Raw genomic sequence first — 24,440 nt, 5'->3', positions numbered from 1 at the left:
CCGACCTGCTCACCAGCGCAGCTGGTCGACTGCGGCACAGGTATGCGAACCACAGCGCTGATCGTCCAGGAGAAGTCGCAGGCCACCGTTGTGGTGCCCCGAGTTCGGCGTCGGCGGTGGTTGCACGCACACCGGATGGTGTCCAGGTGCCTCCTGGATCGGCCTTCGAGCGGCTGAGGTGAGCTCTTCCGACGGCAGGGCGTTCAGGCGGAGGGCCAGGTGGGTCTCCAAGGCGCGGTCGGGGCCGTCCCAGCCAGGGCCGAGCAGGTCGGTGATGCGGCGCAGCCGCTTGTAGAGGGTGTTGGCGTGGATGTGCAGCACCGCGCACGTGTCGGCGTGGTGGCGGTGATGATCCAGGTAGGCGGTGGCGGTCGCGACCAGGTCGGCGGATCTGCGGTGGGTCAGCAGCGGTCCGATCGTGGCCGCGAGGAAGCGGGCCAGCTCACCCGATCGCGCCTGGCGGAGCAATACCGGGTAGACGCCGAGCTCGTCGGCCAGGGCGCAGCCGGTCCGGCCCAGCGCGCGCAGCAGCGTCACGGCGTCGGCCGCTTCCTCGTACGCCCGCCGCACACCCGCGGGACCGTCCGCCGCCTCAGGTGTGGCGGCCACGGCGGCCACGGTGGCGGGACCGAGCGCGGGGAGGCGGGCGCGGACGGCGGCCGGGTCGCGCGCGGGCAGCAGCACCACCGAACGGCCGTCGTGCTCGGCCGCCCAGCCGCCGTCGCGGCACAGGCGTTCGGCGGCCTCGGGGGCGGGCGGGTGAAGAACGGTGACGCTGCCGGTGTGGTCCAGGTCCACACCGGCCAGCGCGGCCCGGCGCCTGGCGGCCGACGCGTCCAGCCTCCCGCCGAGCAGGGCCGCGACCAGCTCGCCGCGGGCGCGGCGCTCGGCCTCGGCCAGCGCCCGCTCGGTGGCGATGGCGAGCGCCAGCACGGTCGCCCCCGTCTCCAGCAGATGCGCGGGCGGCTCGGCGCCGCGGACGACCAGCTCGCCGACCAGTTCCTCGCCCACAAGCACCGGCACGGCTCGTACGGGCCGCCGCGCCGGCGTCAGGAACTCCACCTCGGTCCCGAGGGCGTCGGCCAGCGCGGTGACGATCTCGGCCGGCCCGCCGCCACCGGTGGCAATGCGTACCAGGCGCTCGTGCAGCTCGACCGATCGGCTCAGGGCATCGGTGGCGCGCTGGTAGCGCTCGAACAGCCGGGCATTGTGGATGGCCACCGCCGCGTGGGTGGCCAGGGACGACAGCAGGATCACCTCGTGGTCGGCGAACGGCCGGGGCGCCCGCGAGGCCGCGAACAGCACGCCGATGGCCTGGTCCGCGACCCGCAACGGCACGCCGACGATCCCGGCGAGCCGTTCGGCGGCGGCCGCCGCGTCGATCCCCGGCACGTGCCGCAGCTTCCGGTCGGCCAAGTAGTCGGCGCTCCACAGCGGCTCGCCGGTCCGCATGATCAGCCCGCCGAGGCCGCTGCCGGCGGGCACCTCGATGCCGTCCAGCGCCTTGCCGAGCGTCCCCTCCGCGACCTCGATCCGCAGCACGTCGTCGTCACCGGCCAGCATGATGTACGCGACGTCCACGGCGAGCAGCCGCCTGGTCTCCGCAGCTACCCGGCGTAGCACCTCGCCGGGCGCGTGGATGGAGGTCAGACGGCTGCCGAGGTCGTTGAGCGTGGCCAGCTCCGCCGCGGACGGGCCCGGACCGGTGGCCGCGCGTGGCCGTGAGGCGCTCACTTGGCGAAGGCCACCAGTTCCTCGTTCAGGCGTTCGGGCTGGTCGGCCATGACGACGTGCCCGCACGCGTCGATCACGGTGGCGGTGGCGAGCGGGTTGAGCGCGGCCGAGGCGGCAGCGTGCCCGCACGGCCAGAACTGGCTGTCCTGCCCGGCCAGGAACAGGATCGGCACCTCCGCGCGGCTCGCCACATCCCGCCAGTCCTGGAAGGCGTGGTCCCGCAGGAGCGGCAGCGTCTCGGGCCCCGGGCCCGGCAGGGACGCGCGCAGCGCCGCCATCTCCCGCGTGTAGGGCGGGTTGCCGCGGTCGGTGGCGGGGATGCCGTGGTCGAAGTAGGTGCCGACGTTGTCCTGAGTCAGGCCGTAGAAGCCGAACGCCCAGGAGCTGTCGTTGACCATCTTGGGTGTCTGGTCCACGCTGACGACGCCGCGTACCCGGTCGGTGCCGAACACGTCGATGTAGGCCCAGATCGCGTTGGCCCCCATGGAGGCGCCGACCAGCAGCGCGTCCTTGACGTCCAGCGCCTCGAGGAGATCCGCCAGGTCGGCGCCGTGGCGGGCCATCCGCTGGCCGTACGGCGGGCTGTCGGACTCGCCGTGCGAGCGCCGGTCGAAGGCCAGCACCCGGTGCCCCGCCTCCGCCAGCGCGCGCTGCTGCGGCGCCCAACCGGCGGCGGGCGCCCCATAGCCGTGCACGAGCACCGTGACGGGCCCCGCCCCCTCGTCGAGATAGTGCAAGCCGACCCGTCGCGGCTGGTGATCCTCGGCATGCCACGCTCCTTCAAATGATCTTGCCTGGGTTGAAGATTCCGGCCGGGTCGAGGGCGGCCTTGATCGCCCGGTGCAACGTCAGGACGTCCTCCCCCAGCTCGGCCCGCATGCCGCGTTTCTTCAGCAGGCCCACGCCGTGCTCGCCGGTCACGGTCCCGCCCAGGGCGACGGCGTCGTCGAGGATGGCTTCGAACGCCGCCTGCGCCCGGCCACGGGCCTCGTCGTCACCCTCCGGGACGACGATCAGCGGGTGCAGGTTGCCGTCGCCGGCGTGCGCGATGTTGGCGATGTGCACGGCGTGCGCCTTCGCGTGCGCCTCGATCCGGGCGAGCATCTCCGGCACCAGCCCGCGGGGCACGCACACGTCCTCCGTCAGCACCGGCCCGAGCCGCTCCAGCGCCGGGTAGGCGAGCCGTCGGGCGGAGAACAGCGCCTCCGCCTCCTCGGCGTCGGTCGACCGCGTGCTCCACGTGGCGCCGGCCTCGTCGAAGCACGCCCGCAGCGCGGCCGCCTCCTCGTCGCCGGTGTCCACCCTGCCGAGCAGCAGCACGTTGCCGAGGTCGGCCAGGCCCATGTTCTTCCAGTCGTCCACCGCCCGCAGGCAGTAGCGGTCGACCAGCTCCAGCGCGCTGGGCGTGATGCCGGCGGCGGCCGTGGCCGCGACCGCCCGGCCCGCCGCCACCAGCGAGCCGAACGCGCCCACGACGGTCTTCGGCGGCCCTTCCGGCAACCGCAGCAGGCGCACCGTGACCTCCGTGATCACCCCCAGCGTGCCCTCCGAGCCGACGAACAGTCCGGCCAGGTCGTAACCGGCAACGCCCTTCCTGGTCCTACGCCCCACCCTGACCAGCTCGCCCATGCCGGTGACCACCTGCATGCCGAGGACGTAGTCGCGGGTCACGCCGTATTTCACACAGCAGACGCCGCCCGCGTTCGTGGCGGCGTTGCCGCCGATGGTGGACCACGGGGAACTGGCCGGGTCGGGCGGGTACCAGAGGCCGCGTTCGGCGGCGGCCGCCCGCAGGTGATCGTTCACCACACCGGGCTGCACGACGGCGAGTTGCTCGGCCTCGTCCACCTCCAGGATGCGGTCCATGCCGTCGAGCGCCAGCAGCACGCAGCCGTCCACGGCGTTCGCGCCGCCGGACAGGCCGGTGCCGGCACCGCGCGTCACGACGGGCACCCGGTGCTCCGCACAGGCCGCGACGACCGCGCGCACCTGCTCGGGGTTCTGCGGCCTGACCAGCGCCACCGGTCTGCCGGCCGGCGCCCAGGCGGCCTGGTCGCGGGCGTGCGCGGCCATGATGTCGGCATCGCGGAAGATCCGGCCGGGCGGCACAGCGGCGGCCAACGCCTCGAGAAATGACACACCCAGCACGTTAACAATCCATCGATGGGTGAGGTGAGGTGGGCATCCTCCACCATTCGCGGCTTCTGGGGTGGGATGTCACCCCTGCGCCCAGTCCTGCGGCGCAGGACCATCCCGGGTGCCGCCAAGCTCATGAGCCGCACATGCCTGCCCGGTCACGAGCCGCTCCGCGTGGTCAGATGGGTGATCGCGCGCGTCGCTGCCCGCGCCCGTTCCCGCTTCCGTCCTCGTCAGCACAGGCAGGGCCGGCAGGGCCGTCGTCGTCTGCTTGATACATCGGGCCTCCTGGTGGATCAACCAGGGTGAAGGGTGTGGCTCGGCGTGTTGATCAGAAGCGGAACATCTCGGCGAATCGGCTGAGCAGCGCGGGATCGCCTTCTACGCGCATGCTGCCGTCATGGAGTAGCTCGTTCGGGCTCCTGGCGCCGCTCATCAGTTCGCGGACGGGGTGTCCGGTCAGCCGTTCGATGACGAGGTCGGGGGCGGAGTGCGGGCCGATGCCGACCATGAGTTCGCCATCGGTGATCTGCAGGCGGAGCGTGAAGTCGCCCATGCGGACCTCGTAGCCGGCGGTGACCCCACCGGCTGCTTCCGGCCGGTAAGCGGTGCGGAAGGACATGGCGACCGCTTCGGCGGTGACGAGTTCGCCGGGGCGAGGCTCGGCGAGGGTCCGCGCGCCCCAGCGGCCCAGCGCGATCAGCGCGGGTTCGAGGTCGCGTCCGTAGTCGGTGAGCTCGTAGACCACGGCGCGCTCGGGGTACGGCAGCGCGCGACGGGTGGCCAGCCCTGTCTCTTCCAGCTGCTTGAGGCGGGCCGAGAGGATGTTGGTCGGAATGGCCGGTAGGCCCCTGTGCAGGTCTGTGAAGCGCTGGGCTCCGGTGAGCAGGTTACGGATGATCAGCATGTTCCACCGTTCGCCGACCATTTCCATCGCGCGGGCCAGGCCGCAGAACTGTCCGTACTGCCGAGACGCCATGATGCAAATCATATCCCTTACTTCAGTTGACACAGCACACTTGTAAAAGACAAGCTTGCTGCCAGCCGGCCCGCGAAGCAGGTCCGCGCGAGTCGTCGCCAAGGAGCAATCACATGACCGCCCGTCGTCCACGCCGTGACCGCCCCCGAGCAGCAGCCGGGCAAGAACATCCAGCACTCGGCGGCATCGGCCTGATCCGGATGCCGGCCCGGCGCCCCTCGTCCTCACCGGATCCGCCGTGTTCACCACCGGCGTCGCCGACCTGACCGATCGGCCGATCCGAACCCCCATTTGCGCAAGAGCGCAGCCTTCGGCCGGCCCACCACGGGGTCGCATCCCCGCTGCAGAATGGAGAAACGCATGTCGTTCCAGGCCTACCTCGACAACATCGAGGACAAGACCGGGCTGTCGCCACGCCAGTTCATCGCTCTGGCGAAGGAACGCGGCTTCGACGACCCGTCCGTGAAGGCCGGAGTGATCGTCGACTGGCTGAAACAGGATTATGATCTTGGACGTGGACACGCGATGGCGTTGGTGCACGTCATCAAGAAGGGGTCGAAGATCGACGCCAAACACGTCGGCAGCTCGGGCGCCCATCGCGACGAGTCCGACACACTATGGCTGGACGGCAAGAACAACCGGTCCTGACGAGCCGGAGGGCCCGCGGCATCCGGCGGCGGCCCTCTGTGCGCCGCCGTCCGGTGGAGGGGTAGGGCCAGGCCCACCTCCTCCTCGGTCCAGGGCCCGTGCGGTGACTGGCCGGAACGCGATTGACTGATCGACACGCGACGAGTGGCAGCCTCGTGACCGCGAGGGCGCTCGTGCGAGACCCGGAGTGATGATGAGCCTGGCGAGCCTGGGGCTGACCGGCGAGCAGGAGCGCCTCTACCGCTACCTGCTGCGCCACCCGCAGGCGGATCTGACGACGGCCGGGGGCGAGCTGGTCATGCCCGGCGTGGAGCCGGTGGTGGCCGAGCTGCGGGCGCTGGGCCTGGTGGACGGCACGCTGACCGCGCTCCCCCCGGCCGCCGCGGTCGACGTGCTGGTGCGGCGGCGCATCGAGCAGACGCAGCGCCAGCTCACCGAGCTGACACTCGCCTGGGACGTGCTCACCGAGCTGACGGAGGAGCACCGCAGCGGCCGGCCGGTCCAGCTGGTCGAGCACATCCCCGAGGGGGCGGCCGTCACCCGCCGCATGCGCACGCTGCTGGCCGCCGACCCCGGCGAGTTCGCGCACCTGAAGATCCGCGCCGACCACAGCTCGCCCGGCTACGACGACCGGCCTTTCCAGCGGCTGCTGGCGCGCGGGTTACGCAGCCGCACCCTGTTCCCGGCGCACACGCTGGAGGACCGGGGTGAGGAGTCGCACGCACGGTCCTTGCACGCCCTGGGCGACCTGCACCGGGTGACCACCGAGCCGGTCAGGCACCTGGCCATCGTCAATCGGACGGTCGCCTTCGTCCAGGCCGACCCCGCCCGGGCGAGCTCCGGGGCGCTGCAGATCCGCCAGCCGGGCCTGGTGGCCATGCTGGCGGACGTCTTCGACGGTATGTGGGCCCGAGCCCGCGACCTGGACGATCTGCCGCTGTCGCCGATCGAGCAGCAGGTGCTGCGCGCGCTGACCATTCACGACAACGACGAGACCGCCGCCCGGTCGATCAACGTGTCGGTGCGCAAGTTCCGCGCGCATGTCGCGGAACTGATGGCCCGCCTGGACGCGGCCACCCGCTTCCAGGCGGCCCTGCACGCCAAAGAACGCGGCTGGTTGTGAGGGGCGTGGCCGGCTGTGACTGGGGGCGGTCCGGCCGAAGGGCGGTGATCATCCGATTCTGCGGGTGTAGACGACCCGGTCGACGAGGCGTTCCTTCTGGCCGGGCGGGGTGAAGTAGAGGTCGAAGGTCGGCCTCTTGCCAAGGGTGATGACGGTCCGCATCGGGATGGACTTGCCCCGGTATCGCGGCCCCAGGATGCCGGGGTCGGTGAACTCGCCCGGGAGGGAGAGTTTCGTGGCCTTGACCTTGACCCGGCCGCCTCGGTAGGTCATGGCGGTGGGGGTGACGCTGTCGAAGGTCGTCCACTCGTAGCGGCGGTCGACGTTGGAGAAGCCGAGCACACCGAGGCGGTAGTACGGCCTGCCGCCGAGGGTGCCTTCGGTCTTCTCCTCCAGGAAGCGGCCACCGGTCTTGCCGATCCACCGGGTCTTCACCGTGATGTCACGGGAGACGATCGGCTCGCTGGACAGCACATAGTTGGTCTTGGTCGCCTTCCACGTGCCCACCAGCGGGTCGAGGGCTCGGTGGAAGCGGCCGGGTGTCAGGTTGTCGATGGGCGCGCTGCTGGACGTGGTGGCGGAGGCGCCGGTCGTACCGCTCAGGGCGATGACGGCGGCAGCCACTGTCCAGGCGAACTTTTTGATCACGAAGGTTGCTCTCTGAAGTCGGAGACGTGGGCGCCGGCCCACTGTGCGAAGGCCCGGGCGCCGATGGTGTGGTCACGGTGGAAGCTGAAGAACGCCTTGACGAACGCGATCGGCGTGGTGGCGCGCTTCGAAGCGCAGATCACGGCCGAGTGCCTGGCCGAGGATGCGGAGGCGGTCGGCGGGCAACAGTGCCCCGGGTCCGCTGATGGAGCAGGCGCGCCTTTCGTCCCCCGGCTCCGGCGGGTCCGGTGACGAGAATCAACGGAGCGTCCTGCGGAAGTGCGCGGCCACGGCGTCGGCCGACACCGTCACCTGCGGCTCCTGGTCGTAGAAGTCGAACTGGGTGCCCTGGGTCCACAGGATGTCCTTGGCGCCGGCCAGTCCGGCGTGGAAGCGGCGCGCGCCGTCGGGGATCGCGGCGTCCTCGCTGTGCACGAGCAGGGCGGGCTGGGTGATCCGCGGGGCCAGCGCGATCGAGTCGTAGGTGAGCCAGTCCGGCCAGGCCATCACCGCGAACCGGTTGGGCCAGGCCGGGATGCCGCCGCGAGCCGGGTTGAGGTAGAAGTCGATGTCGTACGGCATGGCCGCGCGGGGATCCGTGGCGCTCACCACCGGCACGTAGTCGATCTCGCCGGTCTCGTCGTAGCGCGAACGGGCCTCCCACCCGATCTTGATCTTCCCGGCCACCGCCTCGGCGCCCCCGTACGCCGCCTCGCAGATGGCGGCGTCGTGCAGCCAGGGCGCTACCAGCGCCAGGGAGGTGATGCGGGGGTCGTGGGCGGCGGCGTCGGCCATGTACATCGCCGCCGCGCAGACGCCCAGGGCGCCCACCCCGTCGCCCTCGACCGCCGGGTGGCCGGCCAGGAAGCTGACGGCGTGGCGGATGTCCCTGACCTTGCGCTCCGGGTTCTCCACCTCGCGCGGCTCGCCGCCCGAGGCGCCGAAGCCGGTGAAGTCGAACGACAGCGCCGCGAAGCCGCGTTCGGCCAGGCGCTCGGCGTATCGGTCGGCCATCAGCTCCTTGACGCTGGTCCAGGTGCCCGCCACCACCACACCTGGCGCCCGCTCGTCCCCTTCGGGCAGGAACAGGTTGCCGGCCAGGGTGACGCCGTCGCTGTCGAAGCTCACGTTCACGCGTACTCCAAAGTCGCTTTGGTGATCAATCCGTCGGTGATGTCGAAGTGGTAGTTCGCGCGGAAGCCACCTGCGCCTGCGGGCCGGAAGCGGACCAGCATGCTCACTCCGCCCGCGCGCGGGGTGTGGCCGAGCAGCTCGTACACGCCGCCGATGACCTCGTCCGCCGCCCACCGGCGGATCGCGTCGCGGCCGCGGATCTCACGGCCGACATCGACGACCAGGCCGCCGGGCGCGAAGGCGGCGGCCAGCGCGTCGGCGTCCCCGGCCGCCACCGCATCCAGATAGCGGCGCGCCGCCGGGTCCAGCGAACCGGTCGAGGCGGCCGGTCGCGGCTGCGGGCGGGCGGAGCCGGTGGCGTCCCCGGCCGGCGAGTCGCCGCCGTGCGCGGTCGCGCCGGCGCCCGCGCGCGGGAAGCCGCCGCCGGCCACGGCCGCGACCACGCCCGCGGCCAGTACGGCAGCCGCCGTTCCGGCGATGGCGAGACCTCGCCTCATCGGACGCCGTCGTGCCAGGCGGCGGTCATCACGACGGCGGTGATCCGCCAGCCGCCGCCGGTGCGCGCCAACTCGAAGCGGTAGCTGCCGCCCAGCGTCCACGAAGTGTCATCGCTCTTGCGATGGGTGGCCTGGAAAGGGGCGGTACACGACGCGGTGTCGCCGTCGAGGGCGACCAGGGGGTGGCCCAGCAGATGCTGGGTGGCGGCGTAGCCGCCGAGTACGGCCTGCCAGCCGTCGATGATCTGCGCCGGGGTGAGCGTGACGGGCTCGCCGCCGTTGAGGCTGGTGTAGTCCAGGGTCACCTTGTCGGCGAACACCCCGGCCAGCTCGGCCCACTGCCGCTGATCGGCATGCCAGGCCATCCTGACGCAGATGTCGATGACGTCGAATCGTTCCATGCGGCCAAGAATGTCGGCCTCGGCCGCCCGGCCGGGAGAGGGAGAGGTTGCAGCGCCGGCTGCAGGTACCTGCAGCGCCACTGGCCCGCCTACGCCGACCAGCTCGGCGAGCACAGCCCAGAGATCGCCGAGCGGGGCTGGCGGCGGTACGCCCTGGTACGGGCTTCGTCCTGGACGAGGCGGTGATGCTCGTGGAGGTCCTGGAGAGAGGCCGCCGTGGGCGCGCGCCGGGCGCCGAGCAGGTGCTGACGAAGGCACAGGAGGTCCTATGTGAGGATGCTCGCATGAGACGAACGACCACCGGCGGGCCGGCCTTACGCTGGGCAGCGGTGCTGCTGGCCGGCGCACTCCTCCTCGTGGGGCTCTTCTGGCTCAAGCCCGGCGAGCACGAAGGGTTCGCCGAGTCGGCTCCCCAGATGGAGGCCGTCGCCCGCACGCTGGGGAAGGACGAGGTGCTCGAGCGCCGGACGATCGGCGTCCTCACGTTCGACGCGGTCTACCGGGACGGCGACGCGGTCGTCTTCCCCGTCAGCGACAGCCACCTCGCGTACATATGGAGCCCCGACAGGAGGCCGGGCGACACCATGGGCCTGTGGGGCCCGTGGTACACGTTCTGGAGCGATCCCCACTGATCCTGGCCATCACGGTCCGCTGACGGGCGGGGCTCGCATGGTTACGCGCTGGGTCGGGTCGTCGTGATCCCTGCGGCCCGGAGGAACGACCCCCGGGCCGCAGGTGATCAGATGGCTACCGGGTCAGCACCATCAGCGTGAAGAAACCGGTGTACGTGCAGTAGTAGGACAGGTAGGCGCCGCTGCTCCTCAGCGCCTTGCCCTTGGCTATGCACTTGGCCTCGGAGGAGTAGTCGCCGTACTTGATCCAGGTGGAGGCGGCGGCCGAGGTGACCGACGCCGTGGGGGCGGTCGCGGCACTGGCGGGCGCCGCCAGCGCGAATCCCGTCGCCGTAGCCAGAGCGACCGCCGCGAACGAGGTCGCGGCGGCGCGGGTGAGCTTGGTGGACATGAAGCATCCCTTCGGGGGGTCGGGCAGCAACGCAGCGGAACAGTAGATCATTTCCGCCATGAGCATGATCATAATCAGGTGCCCGGCACGCGGCTCCCACCACCCCGCGTTCACGGCCCGGGACTCGCCGAGTGGCCGGGCGGGTCAGCAGTTCCCTGCGGCGTCGCGCACCCCCTGCGTCAGACCGCCAGCGCTGAAGACCGGTGACGGCTCGCGGCAAAGATTTGGCAGGCCGCCGGCCATGGACGAAGCCCGCCGGTTACCCAGCGGCACCCCCAGGGCACAGCACGAGATGTTGAACGCAGGGGACGGGCTCGCATCGGCGCCGCCAGATCTCCGCAGGACTGTCGGGCGCGGTGGCGCTCGCTGGCACCCGAGGCAGGCCATGGAGCTCTCCAACAGCAAACGGATCCTTCGATCGGCTAACTACACCCAGATCAAACTCAGCGCCACCGAGTTCGCCGAGGAAGACCGGCGGCCCGGCCGGGCGCTGGAGAAGCTGAACCTCATCGACCAGATCCCCCTCACGCCGGACGAGCTCGAAGCCGGCGTTGCAAAGCTGATGCAGCAGGAGGGCGAGGCCCAGCAGACGCAAGACGCCGGCAAGGGCTACGACCGGTCGCACCTGCAGCAGGTCGTCGATGTGAAGCGGGAGCTGTCGCGCGCGTCCCTGGCGCCTGATGTCTTCTCCCGGATGGCGCCGACCGCCGCTGCCATCCCGATCTCCGCGCTCCTGGCGGTTGCGCGCAGCGCTGTGACCGGCGACTTCGGCGCTGGGGGGAGCCTGCAGGTCGACGCCTTCGAGCAGACCTTCAAGGTGGCGCCTGTCGGGCGTCTCCACCTCGAACGCATCGAGATGTACCCGGCGGGCATCGAACGCGGGGAATTGATGTTCACCATCCCGCTGGCCCCCAAGGAGACCATCACCGTCTCTCACAAGGAATGGTCCACGACCGGCGAAGAGTACGAGAACATCGTCCAGGACTTCTTCGAGAGTTACAGCGAACGCGGCGTCGCGGAGAAGACCGACGCCTCGCTCTCCGCCGAGAACGAGAGCAAGCACGCCAGTGCCTTCAACTTCCAGGCCGTCGCGTCGGGAAGCTATGGACCGGTGTCCATGACGGTCACCACGGGGCTGACCAGTACGTCGGACAACCGCGAAGCGCTCAAGACGAGCACGCAGCGCTCTCGGGAGGTGACGGAGAAGGCCTCCTCCCGCTCCCGGCAGGAGCACAAGATCTCCCTCAAGCTCGAGAAGAAGTCGGGCGTGGAGGACAGCTCTTTCCGCACCATCACCAATCCGAGCGAAACCAAGGCGCTGCGCATCGATTTCTACCGCATGATGCGTAAGTGGCGTACCGATCTGTTCCGCTACGGGCTGCGGCTGACCTTCGACATCATGGTGCCCAATCCCGGAGCCCGGCTTTGGGCGCTGTACCGCCAGGTTCGCGAGCTCGACGCGCAGATCAGGAAACCGTTCGTTTTCCCGCTCACCCTCGACCAGCTGACCGACGCCAACTGGAGCGCGGAGGCGACGAAATGGAGTGCGGCGGTCGATCCGCCCCCTCCGGCGAAAACGGCTCTGAGTGATTCGAGGAAGCTGCACAATCCCGATCCGCCCGATCCCGGCGTCAATCTCGAAGTCTTCGAATTCATCGCCCCGGACGGCTACACCGTGGGCTCTGAGGTCTCGGGTACGGGAAGCTGGACGGGCGAGCACGACAATCCCGCCATGCAGATCCCGCCGCCCGTCCTGATGCAGGTCACGCCCGGTTCCTTTCCTCACAGCGGCACGTTCCTCTTCACTTCCGAGGCGCACGGCGGCTCGAAGAAGAAGGTGCTGGAGATCCTTTACCTTCCGTCGGAGCTCATTCACTTGACGGTGAGGGCCGGGGCGAACCGCACGCCCGAGGCGTTCGCGTCCTGGCGCCAGAAGGCGTGGTCGGCGATGCGCGACGCCGCGTTCAACGCCTACCGCGAAGAGATCGCCCGCCTGCAGGAGCAGCGTGACCGCCTGTGGGCCGATCTGACGAGCAAGGACACCTTGACGCTGCGCAGGCTGGAGCGCGAGGAGCTGATCCGGCAGGTCATCACCTGGCTGCTGGGCCCCGACTACCGGGTCTCTCCGGCGAAGACGAGCGTGCTTCTGAAGAAGATCGTCGGTAACGAGCAGAACGACCTGCCCGACGACCAGCCCGGGGGCGCCGACCAGCATCAGCTGACGCCGGCGGACTGGGCGAATCTCAAAGAGATGGGTGACGTCGTCAAGTTCGTGCATCACGCGGTGGAGTGGGAGAACCTGCTCTACTTCCTGTACCCGTACTTCTGGGGGTCGGATGACCTGGCGCGGGAGAAGATGCTGTTCGAGCACCCGGACGTCAACCACCGCGACTTCCTGCGCTCCGGATACGCGCGCATCGTCATTCCGGTCCGTCCGGGCTTCGAGGAGCAGTTCACGAAGCTGATCGACTCGGGCAGTCTCGGCGGCACCGGGACCACCCCTTACCTGCCGATCGCGCAGGAGATAGCCAACCATGCCAGGACCAATTACATGGGCATCCCTCCAGCGAACCCTGAGACGCACGCCCGCCCGCTGCTGCTTCCTCAGCAGCGTAAGACCTGGGCGACGATGGAGCAGGTGATCCTGAAACTGGAGGAGTTCTACAAGGCCAACGGGAGCTATCCCAATGCGCTGACCAGTCTCTCCGGCGGGCCCTTCATCGACGCGTGGGGGAAGGCGCTCAAGTACACCATGCCGGGCTCGAGCAACGACTACGACCTGTTCTCCTTCGGCGCCGACGGAAACGAAGGCGGAACGGGAGCCGATGCCGACATCTCCGCCGGCGCGGCGGCCTCGCTGGTCGGCACCTGGTACGACTACACACCGACGAGCGGCATCGACATCGAGCTGAACAGCAAGCTCGACACCACGGCGTGATCGCCGCACGCCCGGCACCAGGAGGCGTGTGGTCATGAGACGGCGCGTCTGCATGGTCCCGAGCAACACGCTGAGCTCGACGCAGGCCAGCACGTTCGCTCTGAAGATCATCGAGGGACCGATCTTCCTCGACTATCTGAGCGAGACGCTGGGCCAGCCTGTCCAGTTGTTCAGGCAGCACGTTCCGGGTGTGCAGGACTGGTGGGACGTGGGAGAGATCTCCTACGCCGCCGTCCTGTCGACCCGCCATAAGGGGAAGGTCACCTTCGAGGCCCTGCGCGCCGACCGGAGCCTGCCGCGCCCGGACATCTCCACGTTCAACGGTCCACGAGTCTCCCGGTTCTTCAGCTTCGGGTTCACGACGGTGACCAAGGCTCCGCCGATCGGTCCGCCGCCTCCCGGGGGCGGCCGGTCGGAGATCTACGAGATCAAGCCGCGCAACCACAGAGGGGAAGCAGACGCGCTGCAGAAGCTGGTGGACGTCGAGGCCAGTTACGTACGGCACCGGATCAGCGGGATCTACAGCCGTGGCACGACCTATCCGTTCCTGGTCGTCAAGGAGATCCCCCTCGAGTGCAAGTTCATCGCCGTCTGGCGCTATCTGATGAACCTCTGGCTGGCCCCGCTCAGGATCGCCATCGTCTCGATCGACATCGAGGTCCAGCGCAGGCACCCCGGCGTCCTGCTGTACAGGATCTGCGTCACCCTGGACGGCCCCGATCGGCTCACCCAGGACGAGGCCGACCGCGTGGCCAACTTCGCCGTGAGAATGTTGCTGGAGGTCAACACGCTCGGCGCCTCCGCAGAGGCCAAGGCCGCCACCAAGGCCATCACCGAATCGCTGCAACCCGCCGACCCCAAGGCCACTGCCCCGCGGCAGACCTCGCCGGTCATCGCGGGCAAGGATCTGTCCAAGACCCCCTACCTGTCCATCGTCGCGGACACCATCGTGGACGAGATGCGCGACGGCCTCACCGCCATCCGCGACTCCATGTACTCCCGGCTCATCGGAGCTCCGGGAGAACGGTATTTCCTCTGCTGCGACGAGGCCTACTACGCCAACGCGATCGAAGGGCCGAAACGCGCGCGCCTCGCCTCGCAGATCAGAATGCTCGGCACCGGAGGGCAAGCCCGCGCGGCGGCCGGAAAGTCGATGGCAGGCTTGCTTCCGACCTTCAGCGTCACCGGCGCGGAGCTGGTCAGAGGGCTGCCCGACATGGCCGTCGCAGTGGGCCGGTGGGCCCTCGATCATCCGGCGGAGACGCTCGTCATCGTTTCCGTCGCCATCGTGGTGACCGCCGCGCTCATAGTCTCCGCCGGCGGTGTGGCGCTTCCCGCGGTCACGGCGGCCGAGGGCACGGCGCTCGCGGGAGCGGCCACCACCGCGGAGATCGTCACCGCGGAAGGGGCTGCTCTCGGCATGCCGGCCACCATCATGGCCCAGACGCCCGGCGCGGCGAGCGTCGCCGCGGCCGCCGTACCCGATGCCGTCCTCGTCACGGGTGAGACGGCCGGCACGTCACTGGCCTCGGCGCCCGCGTGGCTCAGATCCGCACTCGCCTCCAGGGCGACCGCCGCGGAACTGGCTGAGATCGCCGGGCAGAAGCAGATCGACGAAATGCTGATCAACGTCATGGCGGAAGTGGCGCGACGCAAAGTGCTGCCCGCCGTTGTGTCGGCCGGAGCGGTGGCTCTGGTGGGTCTCGCGCCGTCCGCCGCCTTCGCGGCCACCCCTCCCACCGCCGGCACCGGCACCGGCCCGATGATCGGCATGACCACCGGACGGCTCTACCTGATCAAGGTTCCGTCAGTCCTGCCCTATCCGCTCTCTTCACCGCCCCCGCTCCATCAGGTTTTCGACGCCGAGCGATACGTCGACAAGACCGCCCGCCTCTCCGGCCCGCAACCCGTGATCGGAAATGTACGGATGCTCGGCAGCCTCAGAGTCACCTGATCTGCGCCAACCACCGGCAGAGCCGCTGGACCTGCGGCGTGCTTCCGCTTCACGTGATCGGCGGAGACAACCAGGCGGTGATGCGGGTCAACCTCGGGCCGGCACGTCGTTGACCGGGCTGCGGGCGCCCTGGCCGGTCAGGACTCGCACGGCCTCTTCCGCTGCGTAGCGCCGCACCGTGGTGACGGCCTGCTCGGAGTAGTAGGCGGCGTGCGGCGTGATGATCACGTTGGGCAGCGTGAACAGGGGGTTGCCGGGCCGCCAGTCGCGCTGTTTGGCCGGCTCCTCCTCCAGGTCGTCCAGTGCGGCGCCGGCGATCCATCCCTCGGTGAGCGCCTCGTGGAGCGCCGCGTCCTCGACGATCGGGCCGCGAGCGGTGTTGACGAGCACGGCGGTCGGCTTCATCCTGCGGAGCGTCGTACGGTCGAAGGCGTGGTGTGTCCCGGGGGTGAGCGGCGCCTGGATCACGAGGTAGTCGGCGCCTTCCACGAGCTGGTCGAACGACACCGGCCGCACCTTGCGTGACCGGATCTCGGCCTCGTCGACGAACGGGTCGTGCGCCCAGACCTCGACCCCGAACGCCCTGGCGCGTTCGGCGACGAGCTGGGCGATGGCGCCGAAGGACATCAGCCCGAACACCCCTCCCCGCAGCCGCCGGATCGGCTCCCCGCTCTGCCACTGCCATGCGCCCTGGCGGGTCGCCCGGTCGTACACGCAGATCTTGCGGGCGGCGGCGAGCCAGAGCGCGACGGCGTGGTCGGCGACCTCTTCGGCGCACCAGTCGTTCGGCGCGTTCGTGACCTGGATGCCCCGCCGGGTCGCGGCGTCGACGTCGACGATGTCCACGCCGGTGCCGTAGCGGGCGATCACCCGGCAGCGGGTGAACGCGTCGACGGCGCGGGCCCCGATCCGGGTGTACTGGGTCAGCACGCCGTCGACGTCGCGGCCTTTCTCGATCACCTCGTCCTCGCTCTTGCACTGCGCGGCGAGAAGCTCGAACCCGGCGCCCTCGACGATCGCGCGTTCGATGTCCACGTCGCCGAAGTCCGAGTCGGCGATCATGATGGTGCCTCTGCTGTCAGTGCGAGTCACGAGGGATCCCCTTGGTGTGGACGATGTCCTGATAGCGCAGGGCGAGCTCCAGGCAGCCTCCGCCGTCGAGCTGCCCGACCGTGGCGCGGTAGATCTCCTGCCACGGCGTCTGGTTGTCGAGCACCGGGGGCGTGTGGCGGGCCCAGCGCTCGGCGATCTCCTCGTCGGTCAGCAGGACGTCGACCCGGGCGCCGTCCAGGTCGATGCGGATGCGGTCGCCGGTGCGCAGGATGGCGAGGTTGCCGCCGGCCGCGGCCTCGGGGCTGGCGTTGAGGATGGACGGAGCGTCGGAGGTGCCGCTCTGGCGGCCGTCCCCGAGCGTGGGCAACGTGGTGACGCCCCGCCGGATCAGCGCGGCGGGGACCTCCATGTTCACCACCTCGGCGGAGCCCGGATAGCCGATCGGCCCGGTGTAGCGGATGACGAGGATGCAGCTCTCGTCCAGTTCCAGGCCGGGATCGTCGATGCGGGCGTGGTAGTCCTCGGGCCCGTCGAAGACGACGGCGCGATACTCGGACACCGTGCGGAGGTCGTCCCCGAGCACCGAGGTCTTCATCACCGCGGAGCCGAACAGGTTGCCCGTCATGATGAGCAGCCCGCCGCGCGGGGCCAGAGGCTCGGCGAAGGGCCGGATGACCTCCGGGTCGGCGGGCGGGGCGTCGGCCAGGTTCTCGGCCACGGTCCGGCCGGAGACGGTCACGGCGTCGCCGTGCAGGCGTCCGGCGTCCAGCAGTGACCGCATGAGCGCGGGCAGGCCGCCGGCGCGGTAGAAGTCCTCGCCGAGGAACTCACCGGCGGGCGCGACGTTCGCCAGCACCGGGATGTCGCCTCCGACGCGCTGCCAGTCCTGGATGGTCAGCGGTACCCCGACGTGCCGCGCTATCGCGTTGATGTGAATGGGCACATTGGTGGAGGCGGCGATGGCCGAGGCGACCACGATCGCGTTCTCGAAGGCCCGCATCGTCATGATCTTGCGCGGGGTGAGGTCCTCGCGTACGAGATCCACCGCACGGCGGCCCGTGTCGTAGGCCATCTGCGCCCGCCGCCGGTAGGGGGCCGGGATCGCCGCGCAGCACGGCAGGGACATGCCCAGAGCCTCGGCCAGGCAGTTCATCGACAGCGCGGTGCCCATCGTGTTGCAGTGGCCGACGCTGGGCGCCGAGGCGGCCACGCGCGCCGAGAACTCGGCGTAGTCGATCTCCCCGGTGGCCAGCAGCCGCTTCGACTGCCAGATCACCAGCCCCGAGCCCGATGCGGCCATCCGCTGACCCTGGTGATAGCCGTTGATCATCGGCCCGCCGGACAGCACGATCGCCGGGATGTTCACCGTCGCCGCCGCGGCCAGGCACGCTGGGGTGGTCTTGTCGCAGCCTGTTGTCAGTACGACCCCGTCGAGGGGGTAGCCGTAGAGCACCTCGACCAGCCCCAGGTAGGCGAGGTTGCGATCCAGCGCGGCGGTCGGGCGCTTGCCGGTCTCCTGCAGCGGATGGACGGGAAACTCGAGCGGGATGCCGCCGCCGTCGCGGATGCCGTCCCTGACCCGGTCGGCCAGGGCGAGGTGGTGGCGGTTGCACGGAACGAGGTCGCTGCCCGTCTGGGCGATGCCGATGACCGGCCGGCCGGACTGGAGCTCCCCCGGGGTCAGCCCGAAGTTGAGGAAGCGTTCGAGATAGAGAGCCGTCATCTCCGGGTTGCCCGCGTTGTCCCACCAGGCCTGGCTGCGCAGGCCGCCTTCGGCCGGCATCAGAGCCCCTCCGATCCGGCCGGGTACTCGGCCAGCGGCACCGCGTCCCTGGACCAGGCCGACATCACCGGCGCGAGGACCCGCCAGGACTCCTCGGCCTCGTCACCTCGGATGGACAGGGCGGCGTTCCCCTGCAGCACGTCCAGCAGCAGCCGGCCGTAGGCGGGCAGCTCGGGAGGAGCCGGTCGCGCGGCGAGCGTGAGCGGGGCGAGATCGCGCGTGCCGGCGCCGATGCCGGTCAGCGCCAGGCTCATGCTCTCCGGCTCCAGCCCGAACCGCAGCACGTTGGGGACGGCCTCCTCGTCGAAGCCGGACGGCAGGTGCGGCACGGGCCGGAACCGCACGGCGACCTCCTTGCGGTCCTGGCCGAGCGCCTTACCGCTGCGGAGCCGGAACGTGGTGCCGGACCAGCGCCAGCTTTCGAGCTCCAACTCCACCTCGGCGAAGGTCTCGGTACGGCGACGCGGGTCCACGCCCTCCTCATCGGCGTACGCGGGAACGTCACGATCTCCGATGCGACCGGCCAGGTAGCGGCCGCGGCGGGTGCGCCGTACGACGTCGTCGTCCGTCAGCGGGCGCACCGAGCGCAGCACGTCGATCTTCCGGTCACGCAGGTCGCGCTCGCCGAGGCTGAGCGGCGGTTCCATGGCCACCAGGCACAGCACCTGGAGCAGGTGGTTCTGCACCATGTCCTTCAGCGCCCCGACGCCGTCGTAGTAGCCCGCCCGGCCCTCCAGGGCGAGGGTCTCGTCCCAGACGATGTCCACCTCGGAGATGTGCGCGCTGTTCCAGATGGGCTCCAGGACGCGGTTGGCCAGACGGCTGCCGAGCACGTTCTGGACGGTCGTCATGGCCAGGAAGTGGTCGACGCGGAACACCGCCTGCTCGGGCACGATTCCGGCCAGCAGCCGGTTGAGCTCCACCGCGCTGCCTAGGTCCTCGCCGAACGGCTTCTCCAGCACGATCCGGCTGCCCGGCGGCAGGTTCGCGGCGCCGAGGGCGGCGACCACGCCGGGGAAGATCGCGGGCGGGAGGGCGAGGTAGACGGCGACGGGCTCGCCGCCGCCCACCAGCGCGGCGATGTCGTCGGCGTCGGTGGCGTCCGCCCGCCGGTAGCGGACGGAGCCGGCGATCGCCTGCCTCGCCTCGGCGGGCTCCGTCGCGGCGTGCCGGTCGAGCTGGTCGGACACCCAGCGGCGGAACTCCTCCTCGGTCCGGTCCCCCCGGTCGGCGCAGACGGGTGCGAACCCGTCGGCGAGGTGCCCGGCCGCGCGCAGGGCGGCCAGGGCCGGCATCAGGTAGCGGGCGTTGAGATCGCCGGTCGCGCCGAGGACGATGAGCCGGTTGATCACGCTGTGCCCCCCGCTTTCGCCCGGGCGAGGTTGACGCCGCTGGCGATGACTCCGATGTGGCTGAACGCCTGGGGGAAGTTGCCCATGAACGTGCCCGTCGACGGATCGATCTGCTCCGGCAGCAGGCCGAGCGGGCTCGCCCGGGCGCACAGCGACGTGTATAGGTCCTCGGCCCGTTCCAGCTCGCCCAGCAGGATCAGGTTGTCGACCAGCCAGAAGCTGCACAGCAGGAAGGCCCCCTCGTCGCCGGGCAGGCCGTCGGGCGAGTGCTCGTGCAGGTAGCGGTAGAGCAGGCCGTCACCGGCCGACAGGCGTTCGGCGATCGCCGCGATCGTGGCCGCCATGCGCGGGTGGCCGGCCGGGACGACCTTCCGCAGCGGGAGCGCGAGCAGGCTGGCGTCGAGGCTGCCGCCGCCGTCGAGATGCTCGCTCAGGCATTGGGTCTTCTCGTCCCAGGACTCGTCGAGGATGATCCGGCGCAGCTTGTCGGCCTCGCGGCGCCATGCGGCGATCTGTCCGGGCATGCCGAGGCGTTCGCCGATCGCGGCTGCCCGGTCGAGGGCGACCTGGCACATGCCCGCCGAGTAGGTGAAGACCCTGCCTTCGCTGCGTACTTCCCAGATGCCCTGGTCCGGCTGCCGCCACGTGCTCGCGGCGGCCTCGGCCAGCTCCGCCAGGCCGGACCACAGCGCGGGCTGGACCTCGCGGCCGGGGCGCAGCCACTGGTCGGCACAGTCCAGCACCTCGCCGTACACGTCGTGCTGTCGCTGGTCAGCCGCGCCGTTGCCCCACCGCACGGGGGCCGACCCCCGGTAGCCTTCCAGGCCGGTGTCCTGGATCTCCTCGGGTACGGCGTCGCCCAGCAGCGTGTACATGATCCGCGGGCTGCGGCTCTGCTCGAAGGCGTCCAGGACCCAGCCGAGGAAGGCGTCGGCCTCCTCGCCGAACCCGACGCGGCGCAGCGCGAACACGGCGTAGGCGGCGTCCCGGATCCAGGTGTAGCGGTAGTCCCAGTTGCGCACCCCGCCGATCGGGGCCGGCAGCGACGAGGTCGGAGCCGCGACCAGGGACCCGTTCACCCAGTCGTCGCACAGCTTCAGAGTGATCACGGAGCGCCGGACCAGCGCCGCCTGCGGGCCGTCGTAGCCGCACTTCGTCATCCAGCGGCGCCACGCGTCGGCGGTCTCCCGCAGCATCGTCTCGGGGGCGAACCGGTGGTGACGGTGGATGCGCCCCCAGGACAGCACCAGGTCGAGCCGGTCGCCCTGCTCCAGGTCGTGCACGGTGCGCAACCCGGTCAGCGGCCGGTTGGACCGCAGGTGCAGGCGCAGGTCGGGCCGTCGCAGAGCCCGCACTTCCAGGCCGCTGCCGAGCGCCCGGGCCTGTCCGCCGCCACGCGGCTCCAGCTCCGCCCGCAGGCGCACGCTCCCGCTCACGACCACGGCGGAACGGACGAGCTCGGCCCGGCCCGCCCCCGCGTCGTCGCTGAGGTCGGCCCCGGAGCGCAGGGCCAGCGCGTCGGTGATCCTGACCAGACCGGCCCGGGCGCGCAGCTCGGTCACCAGCACGGCGGTGTCGGGCTCGTAGAACTGGCGCGCCTCCAGCAGGTCGTCCGCGGTGAGCGTGAAATGCCCGCCCCGGGCGTGGTCCAGCAGACCGCACACCAGCGGTTCGCTGTCGAAGCGCGGAAGGCACAGCCACGCGATCGACCCGTCCAGGCCCACCAGCGCCGCCGTGTCGCCGTCGCCGACGAGGCCCAGGTCCTCCAACGGCAGATAGCCGTCCTCGCGGCGGACCGGGCGGAAGGGCGGGTCGGTATCAAGCATTGCCGAACTCTTTCCCGATGGGCTCCAGCGCCCTAGAAGGTGATCGCTATCTCACGACGTCCGCCGGCTTCGCGATTGGCGCCGGCGTCGTTCGCCCGCCGGCCGCTCGATCGGAAAGGACACGACGTGCCCGATCTCCTTCATCACAAATGCTTTCACGTCGCCCCCGGACCCGCTTTTCGGCTGTTGACGTGCCTACCCCTGCCGGAGGAACGCTTAACGCCGGATTCCAGCGGGCCGGCGGCCGGGAAATCAATGAATTCTTTGACGAATATCTAGCCGGAGCCGCGTTAGTCCGGCCGTTCACGGATTCACCCTCGCCGGCCCGCGCCAGGTGATGTCACGCACGGTCACCCGGGTATGGGACCGAGGAAGAGGGGGAGGTTGCGTGATGGTCAGATCTGTGGTGGTCGGCGTGGACGGCTCCGCGTCGTCGGAGGAGGCGCTGGAATGGGCGGCCGCGGACGCGCGGCGGCGGGGGCTGGGCCTGCGGCTCGTGCACGTGTGCGAGCAGTCGTTGCTGGGCCCCGAGGTGACGGACTACTGCGCCGAGACCCTGGAGGCCGCACGCGAGCGCGTGGGCCGGTCGGCGGGCGACCTCCAGGTGACCACCGAGCTGCCGACCGGAAGTGTGATCGATGCCTTCGTCGGCGAGTCGGTCACCGCGGACTGCGTGGTGCTGGGCAGCCGGGGGCTCGGCGGGTTCAAGGGGCTGCTGATCGGTTCGGTGAGCGTGGGCGTCGCCGGCCACGCCGCCTGCCCGGTGGTGATCGTACGCGGCTCCTCGGGCGCACAGCACGGCCGGGTCGTCGTCGGCGACGACGGCTCCCGGTGTGCCGAGGTCGCCCTGGCCTACGCCGCGGAGCAGGCCCGGGCCCGGGGCGTGCCGTTGCAGGTCACGTACGCCTGGCAGATGGCGGTCACGCCGTCGCTCCCGGTGGCCTACTGCGCGATGCTGGAGAAATCCTCCGAGCAGGAGCTCCGCATGGCGGCGGAACGGCTGGCGGCATGGCGTGAGAAGTACCCGGACGTCGAGATCGTCGGCGAGCAGGTCGTCGGTCATCCGGCGGAGGCGCTCATCAAAGCCGGGCAGACGGCCGATCTGGCGGTCGTGGGCACGCGCGGTCTGGGCGGGTTCGCCTCCGCCATACTGGGATCCGTGAGCCGTACGGTGCTGCATCAGGCGACCTGCCCGGTCGCCGTCGTCCGTCCCCGGCCGGAACAGGGGTGAAGACGCGGCGAGTCGGCCCCGGACAACGTCTTCCGCGGATTCCGCCACCGAACCCGCCAATCCTCCCGGAGTTCGGAACGTCACCACCGGGCTCGGCGACGACAACTCGCGGCACTTGAGTACGCGACTCCACCGGTGCCGCAGGCCCATCGAGAAGAGCACGATCACGGGGATGGCGCGGCCCCTCCCTGTCCTCGCTCAGCCCGAGGGAGCCGCCACGCGAAAGCCCATGCCGATCGCCGCCAGGTCCCGCTCGTAGGCGCCGTGCCGGCGGGCGCACCGGGCCAGGTCCCGGTCGTGGCGGAAGGCGCCGCCCCGGCTGATGTGCGGGTCGAAGGCCCAGTCCTCGCTGCTGGGCACCTCCGTGGGAGCTCCCGGGTAGGGGGCGTAGAGGGTGGAGGTCCACTCGTCGGCGTTGCCCGCCATGTCCAGCACGCCGTACGGGCTGGCGCCCTCGGGGAACGAACCGACCGGCGTGGTGGTGCCGACGCCCAGATCCACCAGATTGGCCAGGCCCGTCCGGTACTCGTCGCCCCAGGGGAACTCCCGGTCGTCGTCGCCCCGGGCGGCGCGCTCCCACTCGTCCTCGGTGGGCAGGCGTACGCCGAGACCGCCGAGTCGCCGCCCCAGCCACCGGCAGTACTCGGCCGTGTCCTTCCACGTGACGCCGATGACCGGGTGGTCCGCCGGCGCCTGCGGCACCGGCCCGCCGGTGGCCTGCGCGAACCGCGTCCACTGACCGACGGTGACCTGGGTGCGGGCGATCCGGAACGCCGGGATGTACAGCTCCGTGCGTGGGGCTTCCTTCCGGTACCACTCCACCGGAACCCCGGTGCCGGCGTAGCGGCGCGCCACCTCGTCCACCTCTTCGGCGGGCGTGCCCCGGAGCAGCCTTCCGGCCGGGATCTCGACCCAGTCCACCTGTTCCACCCGCATGACTCCTTTGCCGCCAGCTCGAATGGCTCCCATCATCGATCCGGCACCCCGGGCGCGCATCCGCCGATGGGCCCGTATTGACCGCGACCTTGGGACTAGGACGTCCGCCCTCGCAGGTGAGCAGGTGAGCAGGTGAGGCCCGTGGCGCCTGGGAGTTCGTCAGCTCACGGCCTTCCTGACGAGGTTGGTGATCGTCGTTGCGGCTTCGTCGCTCAGCTCGGTAACGGCGAAGGAGGTGGACCACAGGCCGCTGTCGTCGGCGAGGTTGGCTTCGGCGGTGAAGCTGAAGGTGGAGTAAGGCTCTTTGTCCAGGTGCCCGCTACGGAAGAAGCACACAACCTTGCCATTTCTGGCGTAGGCCGGCTGGCTGTACCACAGCTTCGGCGACAGCTGCGGGGCGTTGGTGGCGACGATGGCGTGGAGGCGTTCGGCCACCGCGCGGTCCGACGGCTCCATCTCCGCGATCTTCGACAGCACGTCGAGTTCCTCGGCGGCCGCCTTGTCGCCACGACCACGGTGCGCCTCCTTCTTCAGTTCCGCGGCGCGCCCCTTCATGGCAGCTCGTTCTTCCTCGGAGAAGCCGTCCGTGCTTGCCTTGCTCTTCGCGCTCATCGCTGTCACTCTCCCGGTCGTCGTCGGCGTGAGGTGTTTGTGACGCTAGCCGTGCCGCAAGAACTGACGCTTCTCGATTCTTGATCGATGTGTCGCCCGCGTGGCACGTGTGAGGCGCAACGCTTGCGCGACATACCGGCCATATACCGCGACCAGGGATCATGGTGCGGTCCTCCCCCGCACCCACCTGGTGGGTCCGGCCGGCCAGTGCGCCGCTGTCCTGCGCTGCATCGCCTCGATGACCGGGCTACGGCACGGCGCCGACGTACTTCCGCCTCTCCTCCTGAACGGGGGGAGCGATCCGCTACCCCTCAGGCGCTTCTCTGAGGTCGAGGAGACGAATGTCAACGCGAACCCTGGCGATCATCAGCGGCATGCTCGTGCTGAGCGCGGGATGCGCTGCCGCCGGGCAGTCCCCGACGCCTTCCGATG

Annotated in this window: 22 protein-coding genes; 6 read left to right on the top strand and 16 right to left on the bottom strand. The window is 70.5% G+C overall.

The genetic code is table 11. The features are described from left to right. Positions 1–9 precede the first annotated feature (9 nt). The 4 genes from ADY59_RS17615 to ADY59_RS17600 all read right to left on the bottom strand — a co-directional run bounded on the left by ADY59_RS17615 (position 10) and on the right by ADY59_RS17600 (position 4,882). Entirely contained in the window at positions 10–1,734 is a 1,725-nt protein-coding gene (locus ADY59_RS17615; RefSeq protein WP_049563437.1) for a helix-turn-helix domain-containing protein, read from the bottom strand. Further along, entirely contained in the window at positions 1,731–2,471 is a 741-nt protein-coding gene (locus ADY59_RS17610) for an alpha/beta fold hydrolase (RefSeq protein WP_049563435.1), read from the bottom strand. Before ADY59_RS17610 ends, ADY59_RS17615 begins: the two co-directional genes overlap by 4 nt. A gap of 43 nt (positions 2,472–2,514) precedes the next feature. Next, the gene (locus ADY59_RS17605) at positions 2,515–3,807 is read right to left on the bottom strand and encodes an FAD-linked oxidase C-terminal domain-containing protein (RefSeq protein ID WP_082310180.1); all 1,293 of its coding nucleotides are present in this window, start codon (positions 3,805–3,807) and stop codon (positions 2,515–2,517) included. 394 nt (positions 3,808–4,201) lie between these two features. Beyond that, positions 4,202–4,882, bottom strand: coding sequence for a winged helix-turn-helix transcriptional regulator (locus ADY59_RS17600; protein WP_231618759.1), 681 nt, complete (start codon positions 4,880–4,882; stop codon positions 4,202–4,204). Positions 4,883–5,209: 327 nt separating this feature from the next. Between ADY59_RS17600 and ADY59_RS17595 the strand changes: the two genes are divergently transcribed. Together ADY59_RS17595 and ADY59_RS17590 are read left to right on the top strand one after the other, a co-directional pair. Further along, a complete protein-coding gene (locus tag ADY59_RS17595) occupies positions 5,210–5,497 on the top strand; it encodes a DUF4287 domain-containing protein (RefSeq protein WP_049563430.1) in 288 nt (95 codons plus the stop codon). Between the two features lie 193 nt (positions 5,498–5,690). Further along, positions 5,691–6,620 carry a hypothetical protein gene (locus ADY59_RS17590; protein ID WP_049563428.1) on the top strand — a complete coding sequence of 310 codons (930 nt, stop codon included), beginning with the start codon at positions 5,691–5,693 and terminating at the stop codon, positions 6,618–6,620. A gap of 48 nt (positions 6,621–6,668) precedes the next feature. Here the strand turns inward: ADY59_RS17590 and ADY59_RS17585 are convergent, their stop codons facing one another. The 5 genes from ADY59_RS17585 to ADY59_RS17575 all read right to left on the bottom strand — a co-directional run bounded on the left by ADY59_RS17585 (position 6,669) and on the right by ADY59_RS17575 (position 9,300). Then, positions 6,669–7,268: a DUF1579 family protein gene (locus ADY59_RS17585; protein ID WP_197093706.1), complete on the bottom strand. Its 600-nt coding sequence runs from the start codon at positions 7,266–7,268 to the stop codon at positions 6,669–6,671. Further along, positions 7,265–7,411 (bottom strand): hypothetical protein, encoded by a 147-nt coding sequence (locus ADY59_RS51470; protein WP_197093705.1) that lies wholly within the window; start codon positions 7,409–7,411, stop codon positions 7,265–7,267. Before ADY59_RS51470 ends, ADY59_RS17585 begins: the two co-directional genes overlap by 4 nt. Positions 7,412–7,526: 115 nt before the next feature. Then, a complete protein-coding gene (locus tag ADY59_RS17580; protein WP_156325562.1) occupies positions 7,527–8,402 on the bottom strand; it encodes an alpha/beta hydrolase in 876 nt (291 codons plus the stop codon). Continuing rightward, complete coding sequence (locus ADY59_RS51465) at positions 8,399–8,899, bottom strand: nuclear transport factor 2 family protein (RefSeq protein ID WP_082310179.1); 501 nt, start codon at positions 8,897–8,899, stop codon at positions 8,399–8,401. Before ADY59_RS51465 ends, ADY59_RS17580 begins: the two co-directional genes overlap by 4 nt. Then, complete coding sequence (locus ADY59_RS17575) at positions 8,896–9,300, bottom strand: nuclear transport factor 2 family protein (protein ID WP_049563425.1); 405 nt, start codon at positions 9,298–9,300, stop codon at positions 8,896–8,898. Before ADY59_RS17575 ends, ADY59_RS51465 begins: the two co-directional genes overlap by 4 nt. 284 nt (positions 9,301–9,584) lie before the next feature. On the opposite strand from ADY59_RS17575, the gene ADY59_RS17570 reads away from it, so the two are divergent. Next, positions 9,585–9,932, top strand: a complete 348-nt coding sequence (locus ADY59_RS17570) for a hypothetical protein (RefSeq protein WP_156325561.1) — start codon at positions 9,585–9,587, stop codon at positions 9,930–9,932. A 115-nt stretch (positions 9,933–10,047) separates the two neighbouring features. Here ADY59_RS17570 and ADY59_RS17565 read toward each other — a convergent pair whose 3' ends face one another. Further along, on the bottom strand, positions 10,048–10,323 hold the full coding sequence (locus ADY59_RS17565) for a hypothetical protein (RefSeq protein ID WP_156325560.1): 276 nt from the start codon (positions 10,321–10,323) through the stop codon (positions 10,048–10,050). A gap of 385 nt (positions 10,324–10,708) precedes the next feature. On the opposite strand from ADY59_RS17565, the gene ADY59_RS17560 reads away from it, so the two are divergent. Together ADY59_RS17560 and ADY59_RS17555 are read left to right on the top strand one after the other, a co-directional pair. Further along, positions 10,709–13,261 carry a type II secretion system protein GspG gene (locus ADY59_RS17560; RefSeq protein ID WP_049563420.1) on the top strand — a complete coding sequence of 851 codons (2,553 nt, stop codon included), beginning with the start codon at positions 10,709–10,711 and terminating at the stop codon, positions 13,259–13,261. Between the two features lie 34 nt (positions 13,262–13,295). Next, a complete protein-coding gene (locus tag ADY59_RS17555) occupies positions 13,296–15,215 on the top strand; it encodes a hypothetical protein (RefSeq protein WP_156325559.1) in 1,920 nt (639 codons plus the stop codon). 87 nt (positions 15,216–15,302) lie between these two features. Here ADY59_RS17555 and ADY59_RS17550 read toward each other — a convergent pair whose 3' ends face one another. The 4 genes from ADY59_RS17550 to ADY59_RS17535 are packed head-to-tail and all read right to left on the bottom strand — an operon-like array spanning position 15,303 to position 21,229. After that, positions 15,303–16,307, bottom strand: a complete 1,005-nt coding sequence (locus ADY59_RS17550) for a C-terminal binding protein (RefSeq protein ID WP_049563417.1) — start codon at positions 16,305–16,307, stop codon at positions 15,303–15,305. Beyond that, positions 16,294–18,051 (bottom strand): IlvD/Edd family dehydratase, encoded by a 1,758-nt coding sequence (locus ADY59_RS17545; RefSeq protein ID WP_049563415.1) that lies wholly within the window; start codon positions 18,049–18,051, stop codon positions 16,294–16,296. The genes ADY59_RS17550 and ADY59_RS17545 overlap by 14 nt, the downstream gene beginning before the upstream one ends. Further along, complete coding sequence (locus tag ADY59_RS17540; RefSeq protein ID WP_049563413.1) at positions 18,051–19,403, bottom strand: glucose-6-phosphate dehydrogenase; 1,353 nt, start codon at positions 19,401–19,403, stop codon at positions 18,051–18,053. Before ADY59_RS17540 ends, ADY59_RS17545 begins: the two co-directional genes overlap by 1 nt. Beyond that, complete coding sequence (locus ADY59_RS17535; protein WP_049563411.1) at positions 19,400–21,229, bottom strand: glycoside hydrolase family 15 protein; 1,830 nt, start codon at positions 21,227–21,229, stop codon at positions 19,400–19,402. The genes ADY59_RS17540 and ADY59_RS17535 overlap by 4 nt, the downstream gene beginning before the upstream one ends. A gap of 391 nt (positions 21,230–21,620) precedes the next feature. On the opposite strand from ADY59_RS17535, the gene ADY59_RS17530 reads away from it, so the two are divergent. Next, complete coding sequence (locus ADY59_RS17530; protein ID WP_049563410.1) at positions 21,621–22,460, top strand: universal stress protein; 840 nt, start codon at positions 21,621–21,623, stop codon at positions 22,458–22,460. 198 nt (positions 22,461–22,658) lie between these two features. Here ADY59_RS17530 and ADY59_RS17525 read toward each other — a convergent pair whose 3' ends face one another. Beyond that, on the bottom strand, positions 22,659–23,396 hold the full coding sequence (locus ADY59_RS17525) for a formylglycine-generating enzyme family protein (protein ID WP_156325558.1): 738 nt from the start codon (positions 23,394–23,396) through the stop codon (positions 22,659–22,661). Between the two features lie 159 nt (positions 23,397–23,555). Continuing rightward, positions 23,556–24,008 (bottom strand): DUF1801 domain-containing protein, encoded by a 453-nt coding sequence (locus tag ADY59_RS17520; RefSeq protein WP_049563407.1) that lies wholly within the window; start codon positions 24,006–24,008, stop codon positions 23,556–23,558. Positions 24,009–24,440 lie beyond the last annotated feature (432 nt).

Source organism: Nonomuraea sp. SBT364, from assembly GCF_001083785.1.
Taxonomy (GTDB): Bacteria; Actinomycetota; Actinomycetes; order Streptosporangiales; family Streptosporangiaceae; genus Nonomuraea.
This window is presented reverse-complemented; position numbering and strand designations above follow the sequence as displayed.